We start from the raw sequence: 18909 nt of genomic DNA, 5'->3' as shown, positions 1-18909 counted from the left end.
GATGAGAACACTGCAGTATCTGCTGGGCACCCTGTTCACCCTGGGCGCACCGGCTGCGCTTGCCGCCGATAGCACGATCGCCATCAGCGGCTATGTCCGCGATAACGCCTGCGCGGTAGCCGGCGAATCGAAGGATTTTACTGTCGATTTACAGGATAACGCCGCGAAGCAGTTTTATGCCGTTGGGGCGACGACGCCGCCGGTGCCGTTCCGCATCGTGCTGTCGCCCTGCGGCACTTCCGTCACCGCGGTGAAGGTCGGTTTCACCGGCGTGGCGGACAGCATCAACACCAGCCTGTTAAAACTCGATGCCGGGGCCTCGGCGGCGGCAGGAATGGGGGTGGAAATTCTCGATCAGCAGCAGTCCCGGCTGCCGGTCAATGCGCCGTCATCCACCATGACCTGGACCACGCTGACCCCGGGCCAGACCAATATTCTCAACTTTTACGCCCGGCTGATGGCCACTCAGGTGCCCGTCACCGCCGGGCATGTCAATGCGACAGCGACATTCACCCTGGAATTTCAGTAAGCGGAGGCTGAAATGAAATGGACTCATGTGGGCTGGCTGCTGGCCGGCCTGTTAACCGCGAGCGCTTCCCTGCGGGCGGCCGACGTCACTCTCACCGTCAACGGGAAGGTGGTGGCCAGACCCTGCACGGTTTCCACCGTCAATGCCACCGTCGAGCTGGGCGATCTCTATACCTTTAGCCTGATCGGTGCGGGCTCGGCATCGGCCTGGCACAGCGTGGCGCTGGATCTGAGCAACTGCCCCGTGGGTACTTCACGGGTGAAAGCCACCTTCAGCGGAACGGCGGACAGCACCGGCTATTACAAAAACCAGGGAACGGCGGGCAATATTCAGCTCGAACTGCAGAACGAGGACGGCACCACGCTGAACAATGGCAGCAGCCAGTCGGTACAGGTGGATGAGGCCAGCCAGTCCGCTCGCTTCCCGCTGCAGGTCAGGGCGCTGTCCGTCAACGGCGGCGCCACGCAAGGCACCATTCAGGCGGTGATTAACGTCACCTATACCTACGCCTGAGCCAGGAGAGCATCATGATGAAAAAAATAATCCCCCTGTTCACCACCCTGCTGCTGCTGGGCTGGTCGATGAACGCCTGGTCCTTTGCCTGCAAAACGGCCACCGGGGCGACGATTCCCATCGGCGGCGGGTCAGCCAACGTCTACGTTAACCTGACCCCGGCGGTGAACGTCGGGCAAAACCTGGTGGTCGACCTCTCCACGCAGATTTTTTGCCATAACGACTATCCGGAAACGATCACCGACTACGTGACCCTGCAGCGCGGATCCGCCTATGGCGGTGTGCTGTCGAGTTTTTCAGGCACCGTGAAATATAACGGCACCTCTTACCCGTTCCCGACCACCACGGAAACCGCGCGGGTGATTTATGATTCACGGACCGATAAACCCTGGCCAGCCGTCCTGTATCTGACGCCGGTGAGCACTGCCGGTGGGGTGGCCATCACCGCAGGATCGTTAATCGCGGTGCTGATCCTGCATCAGACCAACAACTACAATAGCGACTCCTTCCAGTTCATCTGGAACATCTACGCCAACAACGACGTGGTGGTCCCCACCGGCGGCTGCGACGTCTCCGCCCGCGATGTCACCGTCACCCTCCCCGACTACCCGGGATCGATGGCCGTGCCGCTCACCGTCCACTGCGCGCAAAGCCAGCAGCTGGGGTATTACCTCTCCGGCACCACCGCGGACAGCGCCAACGCGATCTTCACCAATACCGCCTCCGCCTCGCCGGCGCAGGGGATAGGCGTTCAGCTGACGCGCAACGGCAGCGCCGTCCCGGCGAACAGCACGGTCTCGCTGGGCACCGTCGGCACCTCGCCGGTCAACCTCGGCCTGACGGCCACCTATGCCCGGACCACAGGCCAGGTTACCGCCGGCAACGTGCAGTCGATCATCGGCATCACCTTTGTCTATCAATGATGACCGATTATATCCTCTCGCCCTGCTCGCTGGCCGCCCGCGGGTTGAGCCAGCTGATGCTGAACGCCGCGAAGCGGCCCGTTGAGCTGCCGGTCGAGGGCGTGTCCCTGCGCGAGCTGGCCGCCGTGAAGCGGATCGTGGTGTATCTCCCTGACGATCCCCTGTGGATGCTCACCACGCTGCGCCAGGCGGCAAGGCTACTCGACGAGGCCTTGCCGCCGTTACCGATGTTGATTCTGAGCCGCAGCCCGGCCATCTGGCTGCGGCAAACGCTGCTCTATCAGGTGAGCCATCCGGATCGTCTGCGCAACGTCCATACTGCCCCCGCCGATCTGTCCTGCGCGGAGCTGGCCCATCGGCTGGAGAATGCGCCGCGGCTTGAGCGGCTTGCCAGCGAAGCCGCCCTGATCCACGGAAAACGGGTCGTCGGGTTGACCCACGCCGAGCTCAAGGTGATCCTCGCCCTGCTGCAAGGGCAGACGATAGGCGAGCAGGCCCAACGTCTCGGATTGAGCCAGAAAACGCTCTACACCCAGCGGCTGGCTGGGGTGAAAAAGCTGGTGGAATGTCATCCGCATCTGGCCCCCCGCTTTCCGCGCACGCTGCTGCCGCGCTCACCCGCAAACGCACTGACGGCGTTTGAACAGGAATGGGTACAAGCGATTCACGATCGCCAGGTCTTCCCGGTTTTTCAACCTATCGTCGATAGTCGCTCACAGCTACAGGGGGTGGAGATCCTGATCCGCTGGCGCCACCGCGGCCAGGTACTTCACCCCCAGACCTTTCTGCCGCACTTCCGCGCCGACTACACCTGGCTGCTGCTTACGGCCTTTGTTCTGCAGGAGGCCGTGCAGAATATTAATGAGTATCCAGGCACCTTCTATTTTTCGGTCAACATACCCTCCTCACTCGCCGACAGTGACAGCCTGCTGCGGATGGTGGAAGCCGCTCGCCAGCAGCTTCGGCAGCCAGAGGGCGTGGCAAGGCTGGTGCTGGAATATGCTGAAACTATCGATTTTCGCCATCAGAGCCGCTCCGCCGCCCACGTGGCGCAGCTGCAACGTGCTGGCGTGCGCGTGATGCTGGACGACTGCTTTTCTCAGGGGAGCGTTATCTTTCCGGCGCGTCGACTGCACTTCAATGCGTATAAACTGGATATGAGCATCGTCAACGACGCCCAGCACGATCCAAAGGCGCTTGCGCTAATAAAAAGCCTGGCCTACTACTGCCAGTTAAGCGACAGTCGCTGTGTGGCGGAAGGGGTGGATTCACTGGCGAAATTTACGCAGTTAAAATCGCTGGGGATTGATCGCTTCCAGGGCTATCTGTTTTCACCACCGATGCGGCGTGAACATCTCCCGGATCTGATCCGCCGCTTTTCCCACCAGCGCGATCCGGCGGATCGTTGAGGGTGCGAGAAAAGCGCACCGGTTAGCACCGGTGCCGGTACGTCATGCGCGAATATCGTCGTATTCGCGGGTGTTATCGAATTCATGTTTGGCAAACGGGCAGAGAGGGATAATCTTCCGCTGCTCCTGGCGCATTTTTTCCACTACCTTCGCCACCAGCTGTTTCCCCACGCCCTGGCCTTTCAGGCTGGGATCAACATCGGTATGTTCGATAATGCTGAGGTGTTCGCCGGTGGGAACAAAAACAATCTCCGCCACCTGGTTTCCCTGCGCGTCGTTAACATAAAATTTGTTATGCCCTTCCAGTATTTCCATCTTCTCCTCGCTTATTTATGACGATATTGCAGAGCGCCGCTCGGGCAGGTATCAATCACGTTTACCACCGTCGCGACATCCACTTCATCCGGGATAATCCACGGCTTACGCTTCAGGTTGAAGAGCTTCGCGCTGCCGCGCACGCAGTTCCCGGAATGCTGACAGATCGCCGTATTAAAGTAGACGTCGATTTTCTCCCCGGTGTAGGCCCGGTAGCCGGCTTCCAGTAATTCCTTATCCATGACATTGCCTCGGTCGTTTTTATCTTTCAGGCTAAGCATAGCCCTCGCCGTGGCGGCTGACTATGCGCAAGCGCGGGAATTGACGCCTCACATCATGCTCTCCCATCGCGCAAGGATCCCGCAGTCAACGATCGGTTGACTTTCATTCCCGCAACGAGGCGATTACACTCATGACACACTGGTATGATCACTCAGGGATGTTCCATTGAATCATATTGCCACCATCGCCCGCCCGGCGCGGTTACTGCTCGTCTTGCCGCTTTCCGGCTGCTCACTTTCGCCAGAGATCCCGGTATTGGGCGCTGCTTTTCCCGGCTGGTTTTTCTGCTTACTGGGCGGTGCGTTTTTACTGATCCCCTGCCATATCCTGATTACCCGTAAAGGCTGGCAGCCGCGCTTTTCTCCCCTGGTCTTCAGCTACGTCGCGCTGATGTTCCTGTTCGCCACGTTGCTGTGGTTTCTGTTTTTTGTTCACTGATCGCTTATGACAACTTCCCGCACTCCCCTGTTACGCAAAAAGTGGCCTCTGCTGGCGCTGGTCCTTGCCGCCATCCTGGCGCTGATCCTCGTTATCTGGCAGTTGCAAACCTCGCCGGAGACCAATGACGCCTATGTCTATGCCGATACCATCGATGTAGTGCCCGAGGTCAGCGGACGCATCGTGGAGATGCCCATTCGCGATAACCAGCGGGTGAAAAAAGGCGATCTGTTGTTCCGCATCGACCCCCGCCCCTATCAGGCAATGCTCGATGACGCGAAAGCCCGGCTGACGACCCTCGACGCGCAGATCATGCTGACCCAGCGCACCATCAAAGCGCAGGAGTATAACGCCCAGTCGGTGGCGGCCGCCGTCGAGCGCGCCAGAGCGCTGGTTAAGCAGACCACCTCCACGCGTATCCGCCTTGAGCCGCTGGTGCCGCAGGGGTTCGCTTCCCAGGAAGATCTCGATCAGGCGCGCACCGCTGAGAAAGCGGCGCGGGCGGAGCTGGAGGCCACGCTGCTGCAGGCCAAACAGGCCTCGGCGGCCGTGACCGGCGTGGATGCCATGGTGGCGCAACGCGCCGGGGTCCTGGCGCAAATCGCCCTCGCTGAACTGCATCTGGAATTTACCGAAGTGCGCGCGCCGTTCAACGGCGTGGTGGTGGCGCTGAAAACCACCGTTGGCCAGTACGCCTCGGCGCTGAAGCCGGTCTTCACCCTGCTGGATGACGACCGCTGGTATGTGATCGCGAACTTCCGCGAAACCGACCTGAACAACGTGCGCCCCGGCGTGGCGGCGCGGATCACCGTGATGACCAACCACAACCGGACCTTTAACGGGGTGGTGGATTCGGTCGGCTCCGGGGTCCTGCCCGAAGGTGGGAGCGTCATCGAAGGGCTGCCGCTGATCCAGAAAAGCATTAACTGGGTCCACGTCTCGCAGCGCTTCCCGGTGAAAATCGCCGTCAGCGATCCCGACCCGGAACTGTTCCGCATGGGCGCCTCGGCCAGCGCCGTGCTGCAGCCGTAGCCGGGCGACGCTATGTTTCCTCTCGCCCATTTTTTACGCCAGGAACTGCGCGACGCGCCGGGACGCGCCAGCTACACGCTGCGCCTGACGCTAAGCTGCGCGGTGCTCATCACCCTGTTTATGACCCTGCAGATCCCTTTCCTGGCCGTTGCGCTGATCGTCGTATTCTACGTCAGCCAGCCTAACGTGTTGATGATTAAGCTGGTCAGCGTGGTCTTTTTTGTCACCGTCACCGTGGCGCTCGGCGGCGTGCTGCTGATCATCAAGTGGACCTATGACTACCCGCTGATCCGCCTGGCGGCTTCCGTGGCGCTCTTTTTCTGCGCCCTCTATCTGATGCGGGTGCTGGGCAAGCTGGGATTGGCCTTTTTCGTGGTGGCGCTGGCGGTGATTTACGCTCAGACCTTCCCGTCGATGACCAGCCAGAGCGAGATCCTGGTGCGGCTGCTGCTTTGGCTGTGGGTGGCGATTAACACCGCGATCCTCGTCACCCTGCTGGTCAACGCCTGCTTTCAGCAGGCCTTTCCCGGCAACCAGTTTAAGGCGCGTCTGGCCGGGATGCTGCACGAGGTCGCCCGGCGGCTGGCGGCCCCGGACGCTGAAGCGCCACCGACCTTCGGCGAGACCGCCGCGCAGTTCAATCAGCTGCAGTCGCTGTTCGCCCAGGTCAGCCGGGCGACACCGGAGATCGCCGCCGCTCCCCAGGCCTGGCGCTCGCGGCTGGCCGCCACTTTGCGCTGCTACCAGCTGGCGACCCTGCTGCAAGCAGACGAGGCGGATAGTGACGATCGCCAGCAGCTGTCGCAGGCGGTAATTCAGCTGAAGAACGCCCTTAGCGAGGAGCCGTTTGACGGCGCTATTCCTCCCCTGACGCTCAGCGGTCGCGGCGTCAATCGCGCTGTTCTGCAGGAGATGGCTACCACTCTGCAGCGGTTGGCGCAGGGTGAGCCGGTTGCCCTGCCGCAGGGTGAGGTGGAGAAGGCGCCCCTACTGGCACCGGACGCCTGGCGCAACCCGGCATATCTCCATTTTGCGCTCAAGACCCTGCTGGCGACCCTAATCTGCTATGTCTTCTATACCGCTGCCGACTGGCAGGGTCTACATACCATTATGCTGAGCTGCGTGATCGTCGCCCAGCCCGGGCTGGGCGCCACGATGCAAAAGACATGGCTGCGCATCGGCGGGGCGCTGCTCGCCTCCCTGCTGGCGCTGCTGTTAATCGTCTTTGTCCAGCCCTGGACCGATTCGCTGACGGGCCTGCTGGCGATGTCCCTGCCGGTGCTGGCCCTGGCGGCGTGGATTGCCGCCGGCTCGGAGCGTATCGCCTACGCCGGGATCCAGATTGGTTTCACCTTTGCGCTGGCCTTTCTCAGCTGGTTTGCTCCGCTGACGAACCTCACCGAGCTGCGGGATCGGGTGCTGGGCATCCTGCTCGGGGTGCTGGTCTCCTCCATTGTTCATTTGTATCTCTGGCCGGACAGCGAAGCGCCGCAGCTGAAAACCCGCCTTGCGGCACTTTATCGCCGGCTGGCGGACTGCCTCGCCGCCCCGAAGGAGGCGGTTCCGCTGGCTCCCCTGCTTGTCGCCTTCACCGACAGCGAAGCGCTGATCCACCGGGTTCGCGCCGAACCGCTGGGCACGTATGCTCACCCCTGGCCCCAGGCGAAAGGCTGGCCGATGCGCGCCACCCTCGCCCAGGCCGAGGAGATCGCCCGCCTCAGCGAAGGCTACCGACTCAACGCCGCGCCGGGAGACCCGACCCTGACCCGCTGCGCCGAACAGCTGCGGCGCTACGCTGAACGTATCGAACAGGAGGCGACGGCGCCTGGCGAACAGCTGACCGCCGACCTGACTAACCCCTTTGGCCCGGCGCTGGCCGCCGCGCTGGCCGCCCTGCCCGACTGGGGGCCGACACCGATAGCGACTGAGCAACAGGCTAAAACGTCATGATGATCCTTCCTTTCTCCGCGCGCCTGCGCGGCACTCTTTTTACCCTGACGCTGACGCTGCTCAGCGGCTGCGCGCTGATCCAGGATGAGCCTGCCCAGGTCGCCATCGTCAATCCGCAGCAGGCCCAGCTGGCGCAGGTGATCCACCTGGCGAACAGCGACTGGCCGGCCGCCCGCTGGTGGGAGGCCTATGATGATCCTCAGCTCAATATGCTGATCAACCGGGCGCTGCAGAACTCGCCGACCATGCAGGCCGCCCGGCTGTGCATCTCCCAGTCGCAGTCCACGGTGGAACTCGCCCGGTCGGCGATGGGCCTGCAGGCCACCGCCGTCGCGGCGCAAAACCGCCTGCGGATCACCGACAAATCCTTTAGCTGGCCCTACTCATACTCCCTGCCGGTGGATAAAAACGGCCCCTGGTATACGCTGAATACCGTTGGCGTCGGGGCGCAGCTGAATATCGATCTCTGGGGGGCCGATCGCGCCCGGGTCGCCGCCGCTATTGGCGAGAAAAACGCCCGGCTGGCGGAGACCGCCGGCATTGAGCTCGACATCGCCAGCAGCGTGGCGCAGCTCTATTTCGCCATGCAGGCGACGTTCCAGAAAATCGCGCTGCTGCAGGAGCTGGAGGGCATTGCCCGATTCTCGGTGGAAGCCCACGAGCACCGGACCCGGCGCGGCCTGGAAGACAGTGTGGATGTGGCCAACGCCCAGGCCGAACAGCTCGCCGCTCGCCAGCAGATCATTAGCGCCGAGGGGATGCTGACCCAGTATCGTGAAACCCTGCGGGCGCTGATCGGCGCCGATGCGCAGAGCATGCCGGCCATCCATCCGGTGGCGCTGCCGGCGCTCCAGGAGACGCTGCCGCCGTCGCTCTCTTTCGAGCTGCTGGCCCGCCGTCCGGACCTGCAGGCGCTGCGCGGCTACGTCACCGCCTCCCTGAGCCAGGTCGATGCGGCGAAAGCGGCCTTCTATCCCCATTTTGATATCAAAGCGTTCTGGGGCTATAACGCCCTGAGCGTCGGGGATCTGTTTAAGTCCTCTTTCCAGCAGATCAACCTGCTGCCCGGGCTGTATCTGCCGATCTTCGACGGCGGCCGTCTGAACGCTAATCTGCAGTCGGTACGCACCGCCAGCAACATCCTGATCAAACAGTACAACCAGGCGGTGCTGGATGCGGTTCGCGATGTCGCCATCAGCTCCAGCCAGCTTAACGACCTGAATCAGCAGCGCGCGCTGCAGCAGCTAAAAGTCACCGCGGCGCAGACCACCACCGATAGCGCTCGCGCCCATTATCAGCGCGGCCTCCTCAGCCGCTACGCCGCCGAAGAAGCCCGCCGGGCGGTCCTCGCCCAGCAGCTGTTGCTGCTGGACATTGAGGCCCAGCGGCTAAGCACCGACATTACCCTGATCAAAGCCCTGGGCGGCGGCTATCGAGGGCAGTAACAAGAATGCCTTCCCAATAGGGGAAGGCATTAAGCTGAAGGGGCGGGGTGGATGCGCGGCGATTACACCAGGGCGCGCAGCTCTTCCCGCATATAGGTGGAAAAGAATTCCGGATGCTTAATCACCAGCCGTTCGCCGGCGGCGACCCGTTCAGCCCACTCCGCCACTTTGTCGGTAAACCCAGCGCTCCAGCCCTGCTGTTGGCCGCGCGCAGCGACGTCGGCCGGGGTGGCTGGTACGCCCAGTTCTTTTAAATATTTGAGAATTCCCTTCGCGGTACTTTCATCCATAGACTGTGGTACTGGCTCAGACGTATTCATACCACCGATGAAATCCAATGCTTTATCAATGACTGCTGGCATAGGTGTGTCCTTATATTAACCACATAGTAAACCTGACTACACTATGGACCGGAAAGCGACGTGATTTCAAAGAACACGCTCACGTTATGGGACATCGCGCATTGTGAAAAGGGGATTTTGTTCTGCTGGGGCGGGGATTGGACAAAAAACAAGCCGGCCCCGTAGGGCCGGCCTGAGGATCGCGTCAGGCGTTGCTGAGGGATTTTTGCGCGGCGCTGGACCGGCTGTTCTCCAGCATCCGGCGGACCGGGACAATCAGCACGGCCAGCACGGCGGCGCAGATCAGCAATGCGATGGAGCAGCGGGCGAAGAGGTCCGGCAGCAGCGACAGCTGATCGGCCTTCACATGACCGCCGATCAGGCCCGCCGCCAGGTTACCCAGCGCGCTGGCGCAGAACCACAGCCCCATCATCTGGCCGCGCATTCTCTCCGGCGCCAGCAGAGTCATGGTCGCCAGCCCAATCGGGCTGAGGCACAGTTCACCGAGCGTCAGCATCAGGATGCTGCCCACCAGCCACAGCGGCGACACACCGGCCCCGCCGTTGCTCAGAACGTTCTGCGCCGCCAGCATCATCAGGCCAAAGCCCGCCGCTGCGCACAGGATGCCAATGACGAATTTGGTCATACTGCCCGGACGAACGTTTTTACGCGCCAGCGCAGGCCACGCCCAGCTGAATACCGGCGCGAGGAGAATGATAAACAAGGCGTTAATCGACTGGAACCAGACCGCGGGGATCTCAAAATCGCCGATCATCCGGTTGGTGTAGTCGTTAGCAAACAGGTTGAAGGAGGTCGGTTTCTGTTCAAACGCGGACCAGAAAAAGGCCGCCGAGACCAGCAAAATAAAGCATACCAGCAGGCGCGCCCGCTCTTTACGGTTGAGTCCGGCGAAGACGAACAGCCAGATGAAATAGAGCGCCACGGAGGCGGCAATTACATAGACCAGCACGCTGGCCACCGCCACCGGGTTAATCACGATCGTGCCCAGGCTGATAAGCGTGACCAGCACCGCCACTCCCAGAGCCAGCGCCAGCAGCCACGCTCCAACGCCATTCTTTTTCGCCACCGGGCTGTTCCAGGTGGAATCGAGGCCAACCTCCGCGTCATAGCGCTTCATCGACGGTACGGCAAAGACACGGAAAATGATCAGCGCCACCAGCATCCCGATCCCCCCGATGCCGAAGCCCCAGTGCCAGCCATGCGATTTGATAAGCCAGCCAGAGATCAATGGCGCGATAAACGAGCCGATGTTGATCCCCATGTAGAACAGCGAAAAACCACCGTCGCGGCGCGCGTCGCCCTTTTTATACAGGGTGCCGACCATCACCGAGATACAGGTTTTAAACAACCCGGAACCCAGGACGATAAACATCAGACCGATAAAGAACAGATCATTGCCCAGCCATGCTGACAGAGCGATCGACAGGTGCCCCAGGGCGATCAGGATAGAGCCGTACCAGACGGCGCGTTGTTGGCCAAGCCAGTTATCCGCCAGCCAGCCGCCAGGCAGCGCGGCCAGATACATACTGCCGGCAAAAATCCCAACGATCGCCGAGGCGTTCTCTCGCGCCAGGCCCATGCCGCCGTCGTACACCGTCGCCGCCATAAACAGGATCAGTAAAGGACGGATGCCGTAAAACGAGAAGCGCTCCCACATTTCAGTGAAGAACAGGGAGCCCAGCGGATAAGGATGGCCGAAAAAGGTACGGCTTTCGTTTTTATTAACAGAGGAATGCATAAATTCTCCAGGTAAGGTGCGCCGCAGCGCAAGTTAACCGTATAAAGCAGGCTGACGATTTATAATTTGTTTGTATTAACATCAAACACGAGCATTTTTAACCATTTGATAACCACGCAATGGTTTTGTCCAGCCCCTTACCTTCCCTTTTTAGATGAAAAGTCGACAAACATCTAGTTTTACAGATTTAATGTTCGCAATAATGCAAACGACGTTGACTTTATATCATTACGCACAAAACGAAATTTTACCCATTAAAAACAAACAGTTAATAATTTATCGAGAGACATAAACCACCGGCGCAGAGGCGGTGTATAACGGCAGGAAAAGTAAGGGAAACAGACTGGATAGTGGAGAAATAGCGCTAAGCGAGAATATTGTCAGCAATCCAGGCGCTACATACCTGGAGAGCCTACCATACAGCAGGTTTAACACGGCATGCCGGCTGCTACAGCCGGCGCCATTCTGCGCGCTATTTCACACGCTGCCCTGCGGCATCAATGACTGGCTCACCGTCCTCCTTCACGAATGCGCCTTGTTGCGGCGCCGTCAGGATCTCCAGCACCACCTCTGACGGGCGGCAGAGTCGGGTGCCCTGCGGCGTCGTTACGATCGGACGGTTAATCAGGATCGGATGCTGAAGCATAAAGTCGATTATCTGGTCGTCAGTAAACCGGTCTTCCGCCAGGCCCAGCGCGTCGTAGGGTTCGACGTTTTTCCGCAGCAGCGCGCGCACCGGGATCCCCATCGCGGCGAGCAGCTGGCGCAGCTCATCACCCGACGGCGGCGTCTCCAGATAATAGATAATGGTGGGCTCGGCGCCGCTGTTACGGATCAGCGCCAGCGTATTACGCGAGGTGCCGCAGTCAGGGTTATGGTAAATGGTGATGCTCATAGTACGTTCTCATGGCTGGTTGAAGGAGAGACGCAGCGCCAGCGCGGCCAGCGTCACGAGCAGTACCGGCAGGGTCATGATAATGCCGCAGCGAAAATAATAACCCCAACCGATGGTGATGTGCTTTTGCGCCAGCACATGCAGCCACAGCAGCGTGGCCAGGCTACCAATTGGCGTAATTTTCGGCCCCAGATCGCAGCCGATGACGTTGGCATATATCATAGCCTCTTTGATAGCCGCTGATGCCGTGCTGCCTTCAATCGACAGGGCGCCGACCAGTACGCTGGGCATATTATTCATGATCGAAGAGAGGAAGGCCGACAGAACACCAGTGCCCAGCGTCGCGGCCCAGAGGCCGCGCTCCGCCAGCATGTTCAGCACCGTGGTCAGATAGTCCGTTAACCCGGCGTTTCGCAGACCATACACCACCAGATACATTCCCAGCGAGAAGATCACTATCTGCCACGGGGCGCCGCGCAGCACCTTGCCGGTGTTAATTACCCGCCCGCGCTTCGCGACAGCAAACAGGATCCCGGCGCCGAGCGCCGCGATGGCGCTGACCGGGATCCCCAGCGGTTCAAGGACGAAAAAGCCAGCCAGCAACAGCAGCAGCACGCCCCAGCCGGTGCGGAACGTCGCTGGATCTTTTATCGCCGTGGCCGGCGCTTTCAGTAACGCCATATCCCAGGCCGGCGGGATATCCTTGCGAAAGAACAGGTGCAGCATCGCCAGGGTGGTGAGGATCGCCGCGAGATCGACCGGCACCATCACCGAAGCGTACTCCCTGAAGCCGATGGCAAAGAAATCTGCCGAAACGATATTCACCAGATTCGACACCACCAGCGGCAGGCTGGCGGTATCGGCAATAAATCCGGCGGCCATGACAAAGGCCAGCATCGTTCCCTTGCTGAACCCCAGCGCTCGCAGCATGGCAATCACGATTGGCGTGAGGATCAGCGCCGCCCCATCGTTGGCAAACAGCGCCGCCACAGCCGCGCCGAGCAGGATAATCCAGGTAAACAGCAGACGACCCCGGCCTCTTCCCCAGCGGGAAACATGCAGCGCGGCCCATTCGAAAAAGCCAGACTCATCAAGCAGCAGGCTGATAATGATAACGGCGATAAAGGTGGCGGTCGCATTCCAGACGATATGCCATACCACCGGGATATCGGCTACCTGTACGCCACCGGTGGCCAGCGCCAGCGCCGCGCCAAATGCCGCGCTCCAGCCGATCCCTAACCCCCGCGGCTGCCAGATCACCAGCACCAGGGTCAGGATAAAAATCGTACCTGCCAGCAACATCGTTCCTCCGCCAATCACATTCGAAAAATCATATATGTTAAGATAAATTTTTTACCGGCAACCCGGCCCGCCAGCCAGTCTGCTGATCATCAGCCGCACATCCTCCTGCTGACTGAGCCAGGCCTGCTCAATCACCTGCGCCGCCCAGGCCGGCATCTGCGGAGAGAGGCGGTAATGGACCCACTTACCCTGTTTACGATCCAGCAGCAATCCGCTCTCACGGAGCATCGCCAGATGGCGGGAGATCTTGGGCTGGGACTGGGCGAGCGCCGTACAGAGATCGCACACGCACAGCTCTCCACGCGCCTTGAGCAGCAATACGATCCCCAGCCGAGTTTCATCGGCGAGGTTTTTGAACAGTTGCAGGGGCAATAAAGACATGATTTCTCCTCAAGCGTGACGGACAGCATACGGGGCCACAAAGAAAGATCAATATACATGCGAAAAAACATATATATTAATTCACGTCTGCGGTGAGCATCCGGGATTTTTCGCCCCGCCATCCCTGCTAAATAGCACGGAAAAATGCCGCGTTTTCTTTTATCCATCATCGAAATATGTCAGGCTGGAGATCCCATTGGATTGCCAGGGCTTTCAGGATGAGTACGATTTATGTGGTTGTTTTAACGTATATAAAACCGCTCGAAGAGGTTGACCGTGCGATCCCCGCCCACATCGAATGGCTCAAAAAAGGCTATGCCGACGGCCTCTTTCTCGCCTCCGGCCGCCGTATTCCCCGCACCGGCGGCGTCATTCTGGCAAAATGCGATAGCCGGGAAACTCTGCAAGCGCGTCTGAGCCAGGATCCCTTCCAGCAGCTGGGTCTCGCCCGTACAGAGATTATTCCCTTTGAGGCCAGCATGGCGTCACCCGCGCTGCAGTCGCTGTTATAACCCTGTCTGAAAGCATATCCCGGAGGAAAAATGCAGCCGTACTTTCACTGGATCAATGAACCTGCCGAGTGGCGCCGCGATTCCGACGGCCTGACGGTGGTCACTAATAAGCATACCGACTTCTGGCGCCATACCTGGTATGGCTTCGAGCGCTTCTCTGGCCATCTCTATGCCGCAGAAGTGGCGGGCGATTTTACCCTGCAGGCAAAAATCTGTGCGGATTTCACCACGCTTTACGACCAGGCCGGGCTGATGATGATGGCCGACGAGCAGACCTGGCTGAAGGCGGGAATTGAATTCAATGACGATGCCCCGGCCATCGGCAGCGTACTGACGCTAACCCACTCCGACTGGGCCACCGGGCTTTTCCCCGGCGACCCGCGCACCTTCTGGCTGCGGCTGACCCGCAAGGGCGACGCGTTAAGGCTGCAGTATTCAACCGACGGCGAGCGCTGGCCGCTGCTGCGGCTCGGCTACTTTCCGCCAGGCCCGGTGAAAGCGGGCGTCATGTGCTGCTCACCGGAGCGTGGCGGACTGGCGGTTGCGTTTCAGGATATTCAGCTTTCCCCGCCGCTGGACAAAGCGCTGCACGATCTGAGCTGAACGCTAGCGGGAAGACCCGACTTTCTCTGCATCCTGGGGCCCAGGATTGCAGGGTTCGCTGGTGCCAGGGAGATAAAAATGACCGTGCTTATCGGGATCGGTGCCGCCAGGGCACCCTGCCCGACCCGAGGAATTATCGATATCGCCGCCGTTCGAACCGTTGCCGCCGTCGGCGCCAGCGCTCACCGACTGCCCGTTATGGCCACCGTGAACACCATGCGCAGCACTGGCCGAAAACGCCACCAGCGCGAATATACAGACTATGAAGCGTCTGCCCATTGATACCTCTCCCTTATTGATATTCCCAGCCTATGACGTTGGTGATGGGTTAAGCCGTTGAGCGGCAAAAATCATCGCGATAAAAACCGCTTTATCCGCAAGGAGTATAGGGTTAAGACTGAGGGAAAGACAGGATCTGTGCCTTCAGATATTTCGCACGCAAAATAGCCTTTATTCCGCGGCATGCATTATCAGGAAATCAATCAGGGCTTTCACCCTTTTCGTTCTGCCTGCGTTTTTTGGGTAATAGAGATAAACCGGCGGATAGGTTTTCCAGTAGTCCTCCATCACGGGAATAAACTGCTCACGATCGGGCTGTAATTGCAGGATAGGTTCAAATAAACGGCCAATCCCCAGTCCGTGGCGAATACCGTCGGCCATGACGTCAATATCATTGCTGATTAACTGTCCGGGCATCTCGACGGTGAGCTGCTCGCCGTGGTCATTGAGGATCAGCGGCAGGATGCGGTTGTTGGTAATAAAGCGATAGCCAATCAGCCGGTGATGATGGAGATCGGCAGGCATCGCGGGCACGCCATATTCGGCAAGATAGGCAGAGGAGGCGTATAGCCCTTCACGAAACGGCTTCATTAACGGGCGGGCGACCACGCCGCCTTCGAGAATATCGCCAAAGCGGATCCCAAGGTCGAAACGTTCTTCAATAATATTGACGGTACCGTCATAGACCGATATTTCCAGCTGGATCCCCGGATATTGCTGACAAAATGCCGCCATCGCCGGTTTGAGAATAAGCAGGTAGGCAAAGCGCGAGAGGGTTATTCTCACTGCCCCGGAGGGCTCCTGATTCTGGTCGCGGATGATTTCCAGCGACTTTTCCAGTGTCTCCACCGCCGCGGCGGTCTGCTCCAGCAGCTGTTGCCCGGTTTCCGTCAGCTCGATACGCCGGGTAGTGCGCACAAAAAGGGGGTGGCCAATATGCTCCTCCAGCAGCCTGAGCGCATTGCTGACCGACGGCGGCGTGATTTCGAGCTTGCGCGCGGCGGCCGAGATATTGCCCTCGCGCGCAATGCTCTGAAAGATGCGTATCTGATTATAAAGCGCGTTATTCATAGCATCTCCTTAAGACACCCTCGCCTGATTATTAAGTACAGGCTAAATATTCTTAAGTCAATGACCGCCTAATCTTCCCCCCCTGCGGCTCGTATACTTTTGTCTCTTCCCGCTGACAACGACTTTCCGGAGACAACTATGCGAATTTTATGTCTGGATATCCCTGCCCCCGGCGCGACGCTGGAACACTATGCGCCGCACCTTACCGCAGAAGCCCTGCACGCCTGGGGACTGTACAAGTCAGGCTTTATTCGCGACATCTATTTCCGTCAGGATCGACCCGGCGTCGCTATTTTCCTCGAGTGCGACACCGTGGAAGAGGCGAATAATGTCATGGCCGAATTTCCGCTGGCAAAAGCGGGTCTATTAACCTTCGAGTGTATTCCACTCGGCTCGTTTATTAGCTGGGAAAATCTCTTCTCTGCTGAATTTAAACATCAGGAGTAACGTTGGGAATGGCTCATATTCTTGTCGTTTCCGGGCATCCGGATCTTAACCATTCCATCGCCAACGCCACCATCCTCGATGAGCTGGCGACCGCCCTGCCTGATGCGGAAATCCGTCGTCTGGACTGGCTCTATCCGGACGGCAAATTCAACATCGCCGCTGAGCAGGAAAGCCTGCTGCAGGCGGATGTGATTGTCTGGCAGTTTCCCTTTAGCTGGTATGGGCTGCCCGGGTTAATGAAACAGTGGCTGGACGAGGTATTTGTCCACGGCTTCGCCCATGGCTCAACGGCGAAACTGGGTGGTAAAAAGCTGATCCTCTCCTTCACCACGGGAGCGCCACAGGCGCTCTATACCGCTGACGGTTTCTTTGGCCATGCCATTGAGGAGTATCTCCTTCCCTTCGAGACCACGGCCAGGCTGTGCAATCTTGAGCTGCTGGCGCCGGTTTATACCTGCGGTATTAGCTACGCCGACCGGGATGCCGACAAAATCGCTCAGCAAAAAACGCTTGCCCGGGAACACGCGGCCAGACTGATCGCGCGGCTTAATACTCTGGTGGAATAACCCAAAGGGAGAAAATAACGATGCAGTATACCCGGCTCGGGAAGAGTGATTTACTGGTCTCCCGTATCTGCATGGGATGTATGGGGTTTGGCGATCCGTCAACGGGTCAGCATCGCTGGACGCTGGACGAAACAGCCAGCCGGGACATCATCCGCCACGCTCTGGAACAGGGCATCAATTTTTACGATACCGCCATCGCCTATCAGAACGGCTCCAGCGAACGGTACGTTGGCCGGGCGCTGCGGGAGATGGCAAAACGCGAGGAGGTGGTGCTGGCCACCAAGTTTCTGCCACGAACCGCCGCGCAGATTGCCGAGGGGATCAGCGGAAAACAGGCGATAGCCCGCTCGCTTGACCAGAGTCTGCGAAACCTCGGGATGGACTACATCGACCTCTACATCTACCACATCTGGGATTACAACACCCCGGTTATCGACGTGCTGGAGGCGCTGCACACCGCAGTGACCGCCGGCAAGGTGCGCGCGATTGGCATTTCCAATTGCTATGCCTGGCAGCTGGCGAAGGCGAACGCCCTTGCCGAACGCGAAGGGCTGACATCCTTTGTTTCTGTGCAGAGCCACTACAACCTGATTATGCGTGAAGATGAACGAGAGCTGTTCGGGCTGTGCGCAGAAGAGGGTATCGCCATGACTCCCTATAGCGCGCTGGCCAGCGGCCGTCTCTCCCGCTTAGAAGGCCACACGCGGCGAGAGGTGGAAGATGATTATGCCCGGGGCAAATACGACGGCACGGCAGAGCAGGACCGGCTCATTATTGCCCGCGTCGCCGAACTTGCCGAACGGCATCAGGTCTCCATGACCGAAATTTCGCTGGCCTGGCTGCTGACTAAAGTCACCGCCCCGGTGATCGGCGCCACGCAAAAGCATCATGTTGACGGCGCGGTCAACGCTGTAGCCCTTCAACTGAGCCCGGAAGACATCCGTTATCTGGAAGAAGCCTATCAGCCGCACTTCCTCACAGGCGTGATGGCGCAAAACACGCCGCAAGCCAAAGACCGTCCTCAGGTGTGGACGCGCTAACGATCCGCCCTGCGGATCGGAAAGGAGCAAATATGAAAAACGTGATTGCCGCGGCAGCCTTGTCGCTTGTGCTGTCTGATTTTACTTATGCCCACGAACAAAGAGATGAAGCTATGATGAAAATTACCCCTTCCACCCTTGCGGACGCTGATATTCAAGCGGTCTCCCCGGCGCTGGCGCGCTTCGGCCGCGAGGCCATCAGCAACGACCTCTGGCAACGTGACACCCTCTCCGCCCGCGACCGTAGCATCGTGACCGTAGCGATGCTGATTGCCCGCAACCAGCCAGGCGAGCTGAAGCACTATATTGCCGTTGCGCTCGATAGCGGCGTGACGCCAGCGGAAGTGTCAGAGATCATTACTCACCTCGCCTTCTACGCTGGCTGGCCCAATGCGATGTCAGCCGTCAGCGTCGCTAAAGCCATCTTTGAAGCCAGGGGCGTGACGGCAGAGGCCCTGCCCGCCGCCTCGCCAACGCTGCTGCCACTCAATGAACAGGTAGAGAAACAGCGTGCAGACACCGTGGAAAAAAATGTCGGCCCCATTTCGCCTGGCCTGGTTAAATTTACCGCCGACCCGCTGTTTCTCGACCTCTGGCAACGGCCCGCGCTTACGCCCCGCGACAGAAGTCTGGTGACGGTCAGCGCGTTAATCGCCGCCGGACAGAGCGCGCAGATTGGCTACCACCTAAACAGAGCTATGGATAATGGGCTTTCGGCTGAAGAGGCCGGAGAAGTGGTCGCCCAGGCGGCGTTCTACGCGGGATGGCCAAATGCGTTTACCGCCGCCCCGGTGGTCGGTGAGGTATTACGATCGCGCGAGAGCAAAACTGAATAAAAAAGAATAAAGGACAGGGAAGCTGTCCTTTATTTATCGTT

23 protein-coding genes are annotated in these 18909 nt (G+C 59.4%); 14 read left to right on the top strand and 9 right to left on the bottom strand.

The genetic code is table 11. The features are described 5' to 3' along the window. The first annotated feature begins 1 nt into the window (after position 1). Genes KB890_RS18670 through KB890_RS18655 form a run of 4 tightly spaced genes read left to right on the top strand, consistent with a single transcriptional unit; the run spans position 2 to position 3374 of the window. Positions 2–529, top strand: a complete 528-nt coding sequence (locus tag KB890_RS18670) for a type 1 fimbrial adaptor subunit FimF (protein WP_004181218.1) — start codon at positions 2–4, stop codon at positions 527–529. 27 nt (positions 530–556) lie between these two features. Then, the gene (locus KB890_RS18665) at positions 557–1042 is read left to right on the top strand and encodes a type 1 fimbrial minor subunit FimG (RefSeq protein WP_004229447.1); all 486 of its coding nucleotides are present in this window, start codon (positions 557–559) and stop codon (positions 1040–1042) included. A gap of 17 nt (positions 1043–1059) precedes the next feature. Then, a complete protein-coding gene (locus KB890_RS18660) occupies positions 1060–1965 on the top strand; it encodes a fimbrial protein (RefSeq protein ID WP_004151788.1) in 906 nt (301 codons plus the stop codon). Continuing rightward, a complete protein-coding gene (locus tag KB890_RS18655; RefSeq protein ID WP_004181221.1) occupies positions 1962–3374 on the top strand; it encodes an EAL domain-containing protein in 1413 nt (470 codons plus the stop codon). The genes KB890_RS18660 and KB890_RS18655 overlap by 4 nt, the downstream gene beginning before the upstream one ends. A gap of 42 nt (positions 3375–3416) precedes the next feature. Here KB890_RS18655 and KB890_RS18650 read toward each other — a convergent pair whose 3' ends face one another. Both KB890_RS18650 and yjdI read right to left on the bottom strand, forming a co-directional pair. Next, complete coding sequence (locus tag KB890_RS18650) at positions 3417–3689, bottom strand: GNAT family N-acetyltransferase (RefSeq protein ID WP_002916201.1); 273 nt, start codon at positions 3687–3689, stop codon at positions 3417–3419. An 11-nt stretch (positions 3690–3700) separates the two neighbouring features. Continuing rightward, complete coding sequence (gene yjdI, locus KB890_RS18645; protein ID WP_002916202.1) at positions 3701–3931, bottom strand: 4Fe-4S mono-cluster protein YjdI; 231 nt, start codon at positions 3929–3931, stop codon at positions 3701–3703. A gap of 205 nt (positions 3932–4136) precedes the next feature. On the opposite strand from yjdI, the gene KB890_RS18640 reads away from it, so the two are divergent. The 4 genes from KB890_RS18640 to KB890_RS18625 are packed head-to-tail and all read left to right on the top strand — an operon-like array spanning position 4137 to position 8836. Beyond that, positions 4137–4409, top strand: coding sequence for a YtcA family lipoprotein (locus KB890_RS18640; protein ID WP_002916204.1), 273 nt, complete (start codon positions 4137–4139; stop codon positions 4407–4409). Positions 4410–4415: 6 nt separating this feature from the next. Beyond that, on the top strand, positions 4416–5441 hold the full coding sequence (gene mdtN / locus KB890_RS18635; RefSeq protein WP_004181222.1) for a multidrug transporter subunit MdtN: 1026 nt from the start codon (positions 4416–4418) through the stop codon (positions 5439–5441). A gap of 12 nt (positions 5442–5453) precedes the next feature. Next, the gene (gene mdtO, locus KB890_RS18630; protein ID WP_004181223.1) at positions 5454–7391 is read left to right on the top strand and encodes a multidrug efflux transporter permease subunit MdtO; all 1938 of its coding nucleotides are present in this window, start codon (positions 5454–5456) and stop codon (positions 7389–7391) included. After that, positions 7388–8836 (top strand): MdtP family multidrug efflux transporter outer membrane subunit, encoded by a 1449-nt coding sequence (locus KB890_RS18625; RefSeq protein ID WP_020324924.1) that lies wholly within the window; start codon positions 7388–7390, stop codon positions 8834–8836. Before mdtO ends, KB890_RS18625 begins: the two co-directional genes overlap by 4 nt. A 62-nt stretch (positions 8837–8898) precedes the next feature. Here KB890_RS18625 and KB890_RS18620 read toward each other — a convergent pair whose 3' ends face one another. The 5 genes from KB890_RS18620 to KB890_RS18600 all read right to left on the bottom strand — a co-directional run bounded on the left by KB890_RS18620 (position 8899) and on the right by KB890_RS18600 (position 13514). Further along, entirely contained in the window at positions 8899–9198 is a 300-nt protein-coding gene (locus tag KB890_RS18620) for a DUF1889 family protein (RefSeq protein WP_002916274.1), read from the bottom strand. 184 nt (positions 9199–9382) lie between these two features. After that, positions 9383–10936 (bottom strand): peptide MFS transporter, encoded by a 1554-nt coding sequence (locus tag KB890_RS18615; RefSeq protein WP_002916277.1) that lies wholly within the window; start codon positions 10934–10936, stop codon positions 9383–9385. A 472-nt stretch (positions 10937–11408) separates the two neighbouring features. Further along, a complete protein-coding gene (gene arsC / locus KB890_RS18610; RefSeq protein ID WP_004181224.1) occupies positions 11409–11831 on the bottom strand; it encodes a glutaredoxin-dependent arsenate reductase in 423 nt (140 codons plus the stop codon). A 9-nt stretch (positions 11832–11840) separates the two neighbouring features. Beyond that, the gene (locus KB890_RS18605; RefSeq protein WP_004181225.1) at positions 11841–13133 is read right to left on the bottom strand and encodes an arsenic transporter; all 1293 of its coding nucleotides are present in this window, start codon (positions 13131–13133) and stop codon (positions 11841–11843) included. Positions 13134–13184: 51 nt separating this feature from the next. After that, the gene (locus tag KB890_RS18600) at positions 13185–13514 is read right to left on the bottom strand and encodes a metalloregulator ArsR/SmtB family transcription factor (protein WP_002916281.1); all 330 of its coding nucleotides are present in this window, start codon (positions 13512–13514) and stop codon (positions 13185–13187) included. Positions 13515–13732: 218 nt separating this feature from the next. Between KB890_RS18600 and KB890_RS18595 the strand changes: the two genes are divergently transcribed. Then, positions 13733–14026 carry a YciI family protein gene (locus tag KB890_RS18595; RefSeq protein ID WP_002916282.1) on the top strand — a complete coding sequence of 98 codons (294 nt, stop codon included), beginning with the start codon at positions 13733–13735 and terminating at the stop codon, positions 14024–14026. 30 nt (positions 14027–14056) lie between these two features. Continuing rightward, positions 14057–14629: a DUF1349 domain-containing protein gene (locus tag KB890_RS18590; RefSeq protein ID WP_002916283.1), complete on the top strand. Its 573-nt coding sequence runs from the start codon at positions 14057–14059 to the stop codon at positions 14627–14629. A gap of 3 nt (positions 14630–14632) precedes the next feature. On the opposite strand, the gene KB890_RS27745 is transcribed toward KB890_RS18590, so the two are convergent. Together KB890_RS27745 and KB890_RS18580 are read right to left on the bottom strand one after the other, a co-directional pair. Continuing rightward, positions 14633–14908 carry a hypothetical protein gene (locus tag KB890_RS27745; protein WP_004174494.1) on the bottom strand — a complete coding sequence of 92 codons (276 nt, stop codon included), beginning with the start codon at positions 14906–14908 and terminating at the stop codon, positions 14633–14635. A gap of 171 nt (positions 14909–15079) precedes the next feature. Continuing rightward, positions 15080–15979 (bottom strand): LysR family transcriptional regulator, encoded by a 900-nt coding sequence (locus tag KB890_RS18580; RefSeq protein ID WP_004174493.1) that lies wholly within the window; start codon positions 15977–15979, stop codon positions 15080–15082. 138 nt (positions 15980–16117) lie between these two features. Here KB890_RS18580 and KB890_RS18575 point away from each other — a divergent pair, with 138 nt between their 5' ends. The 4 genes from KB890_RS18575 to KB890_RS18560 are packed head-to-tail and all read left to right on the top strand — an operon-like array spanning position 16118 to position 18868. After that, positions 16118–16426, top strand: coding sequence for a superoxide dismutase (locus KB890_RS18575; RefSeq protein ID WP_004151785.1), 309 nt, complete (start codon positions 16118–16120; stop codon positions 16424–16426). An 8-nt stretch (positions 16427–16434) separates the two neighbouring features. Then, the gene (locus KB890_RS18570) at positions 16435–16992 is read left to right on the top strand and encodes an NAD(P)H-dependent oxidoreductase (protein ID WP_004181226.1); all 558 of its coding nucleotides are present in this window, start codon (positions 16435–16437) and stop codon (positions 16990–16992) included. 20 nt (positions 16993–17012) lie between these two features. Beyond that, the gene (locus tag KB890_RS18565; RefSeq protein WP_004181227.1) at positions 17013–18032 is read left to right on the top strand and encodes an aldo/keto reductase; all 1020 of its coding nucleotides are present in this window, start codon (positions 17013–17015) and stop codon (positions 18030–18032) included. A gap of 32 nt (positions 18033–18064) precedes the next feature. Further along, positions 18065–18868 carry a carboxymuconolactone decarboxylase family protein gene (locus tag KB890_RS18560; protein ID WP_004181228.1) on the top strand — a complete coding sequence of 268 codons (804 nt, stop codon included), beginning with the start codon at positions 18065–18067 and terminating at the stop codon, positions 18866–18868. Positions 18869–18909: the final 41 nt, after the last annotated feature.

The organism is Klebsiella sp. P1954, assembly GCF_018199955.1.
GTDB lineage: Bacteria > Pseudomonadota > Gammaproteobacteria > Enterobacterales > Enterobacteriaceae > Klebsiella > Klebsiella pneumoniae.
Note: the sequence above shows the minus strand (reverse complement) of the source record. Positions and strands in the feature narration are given on the sequence as shown.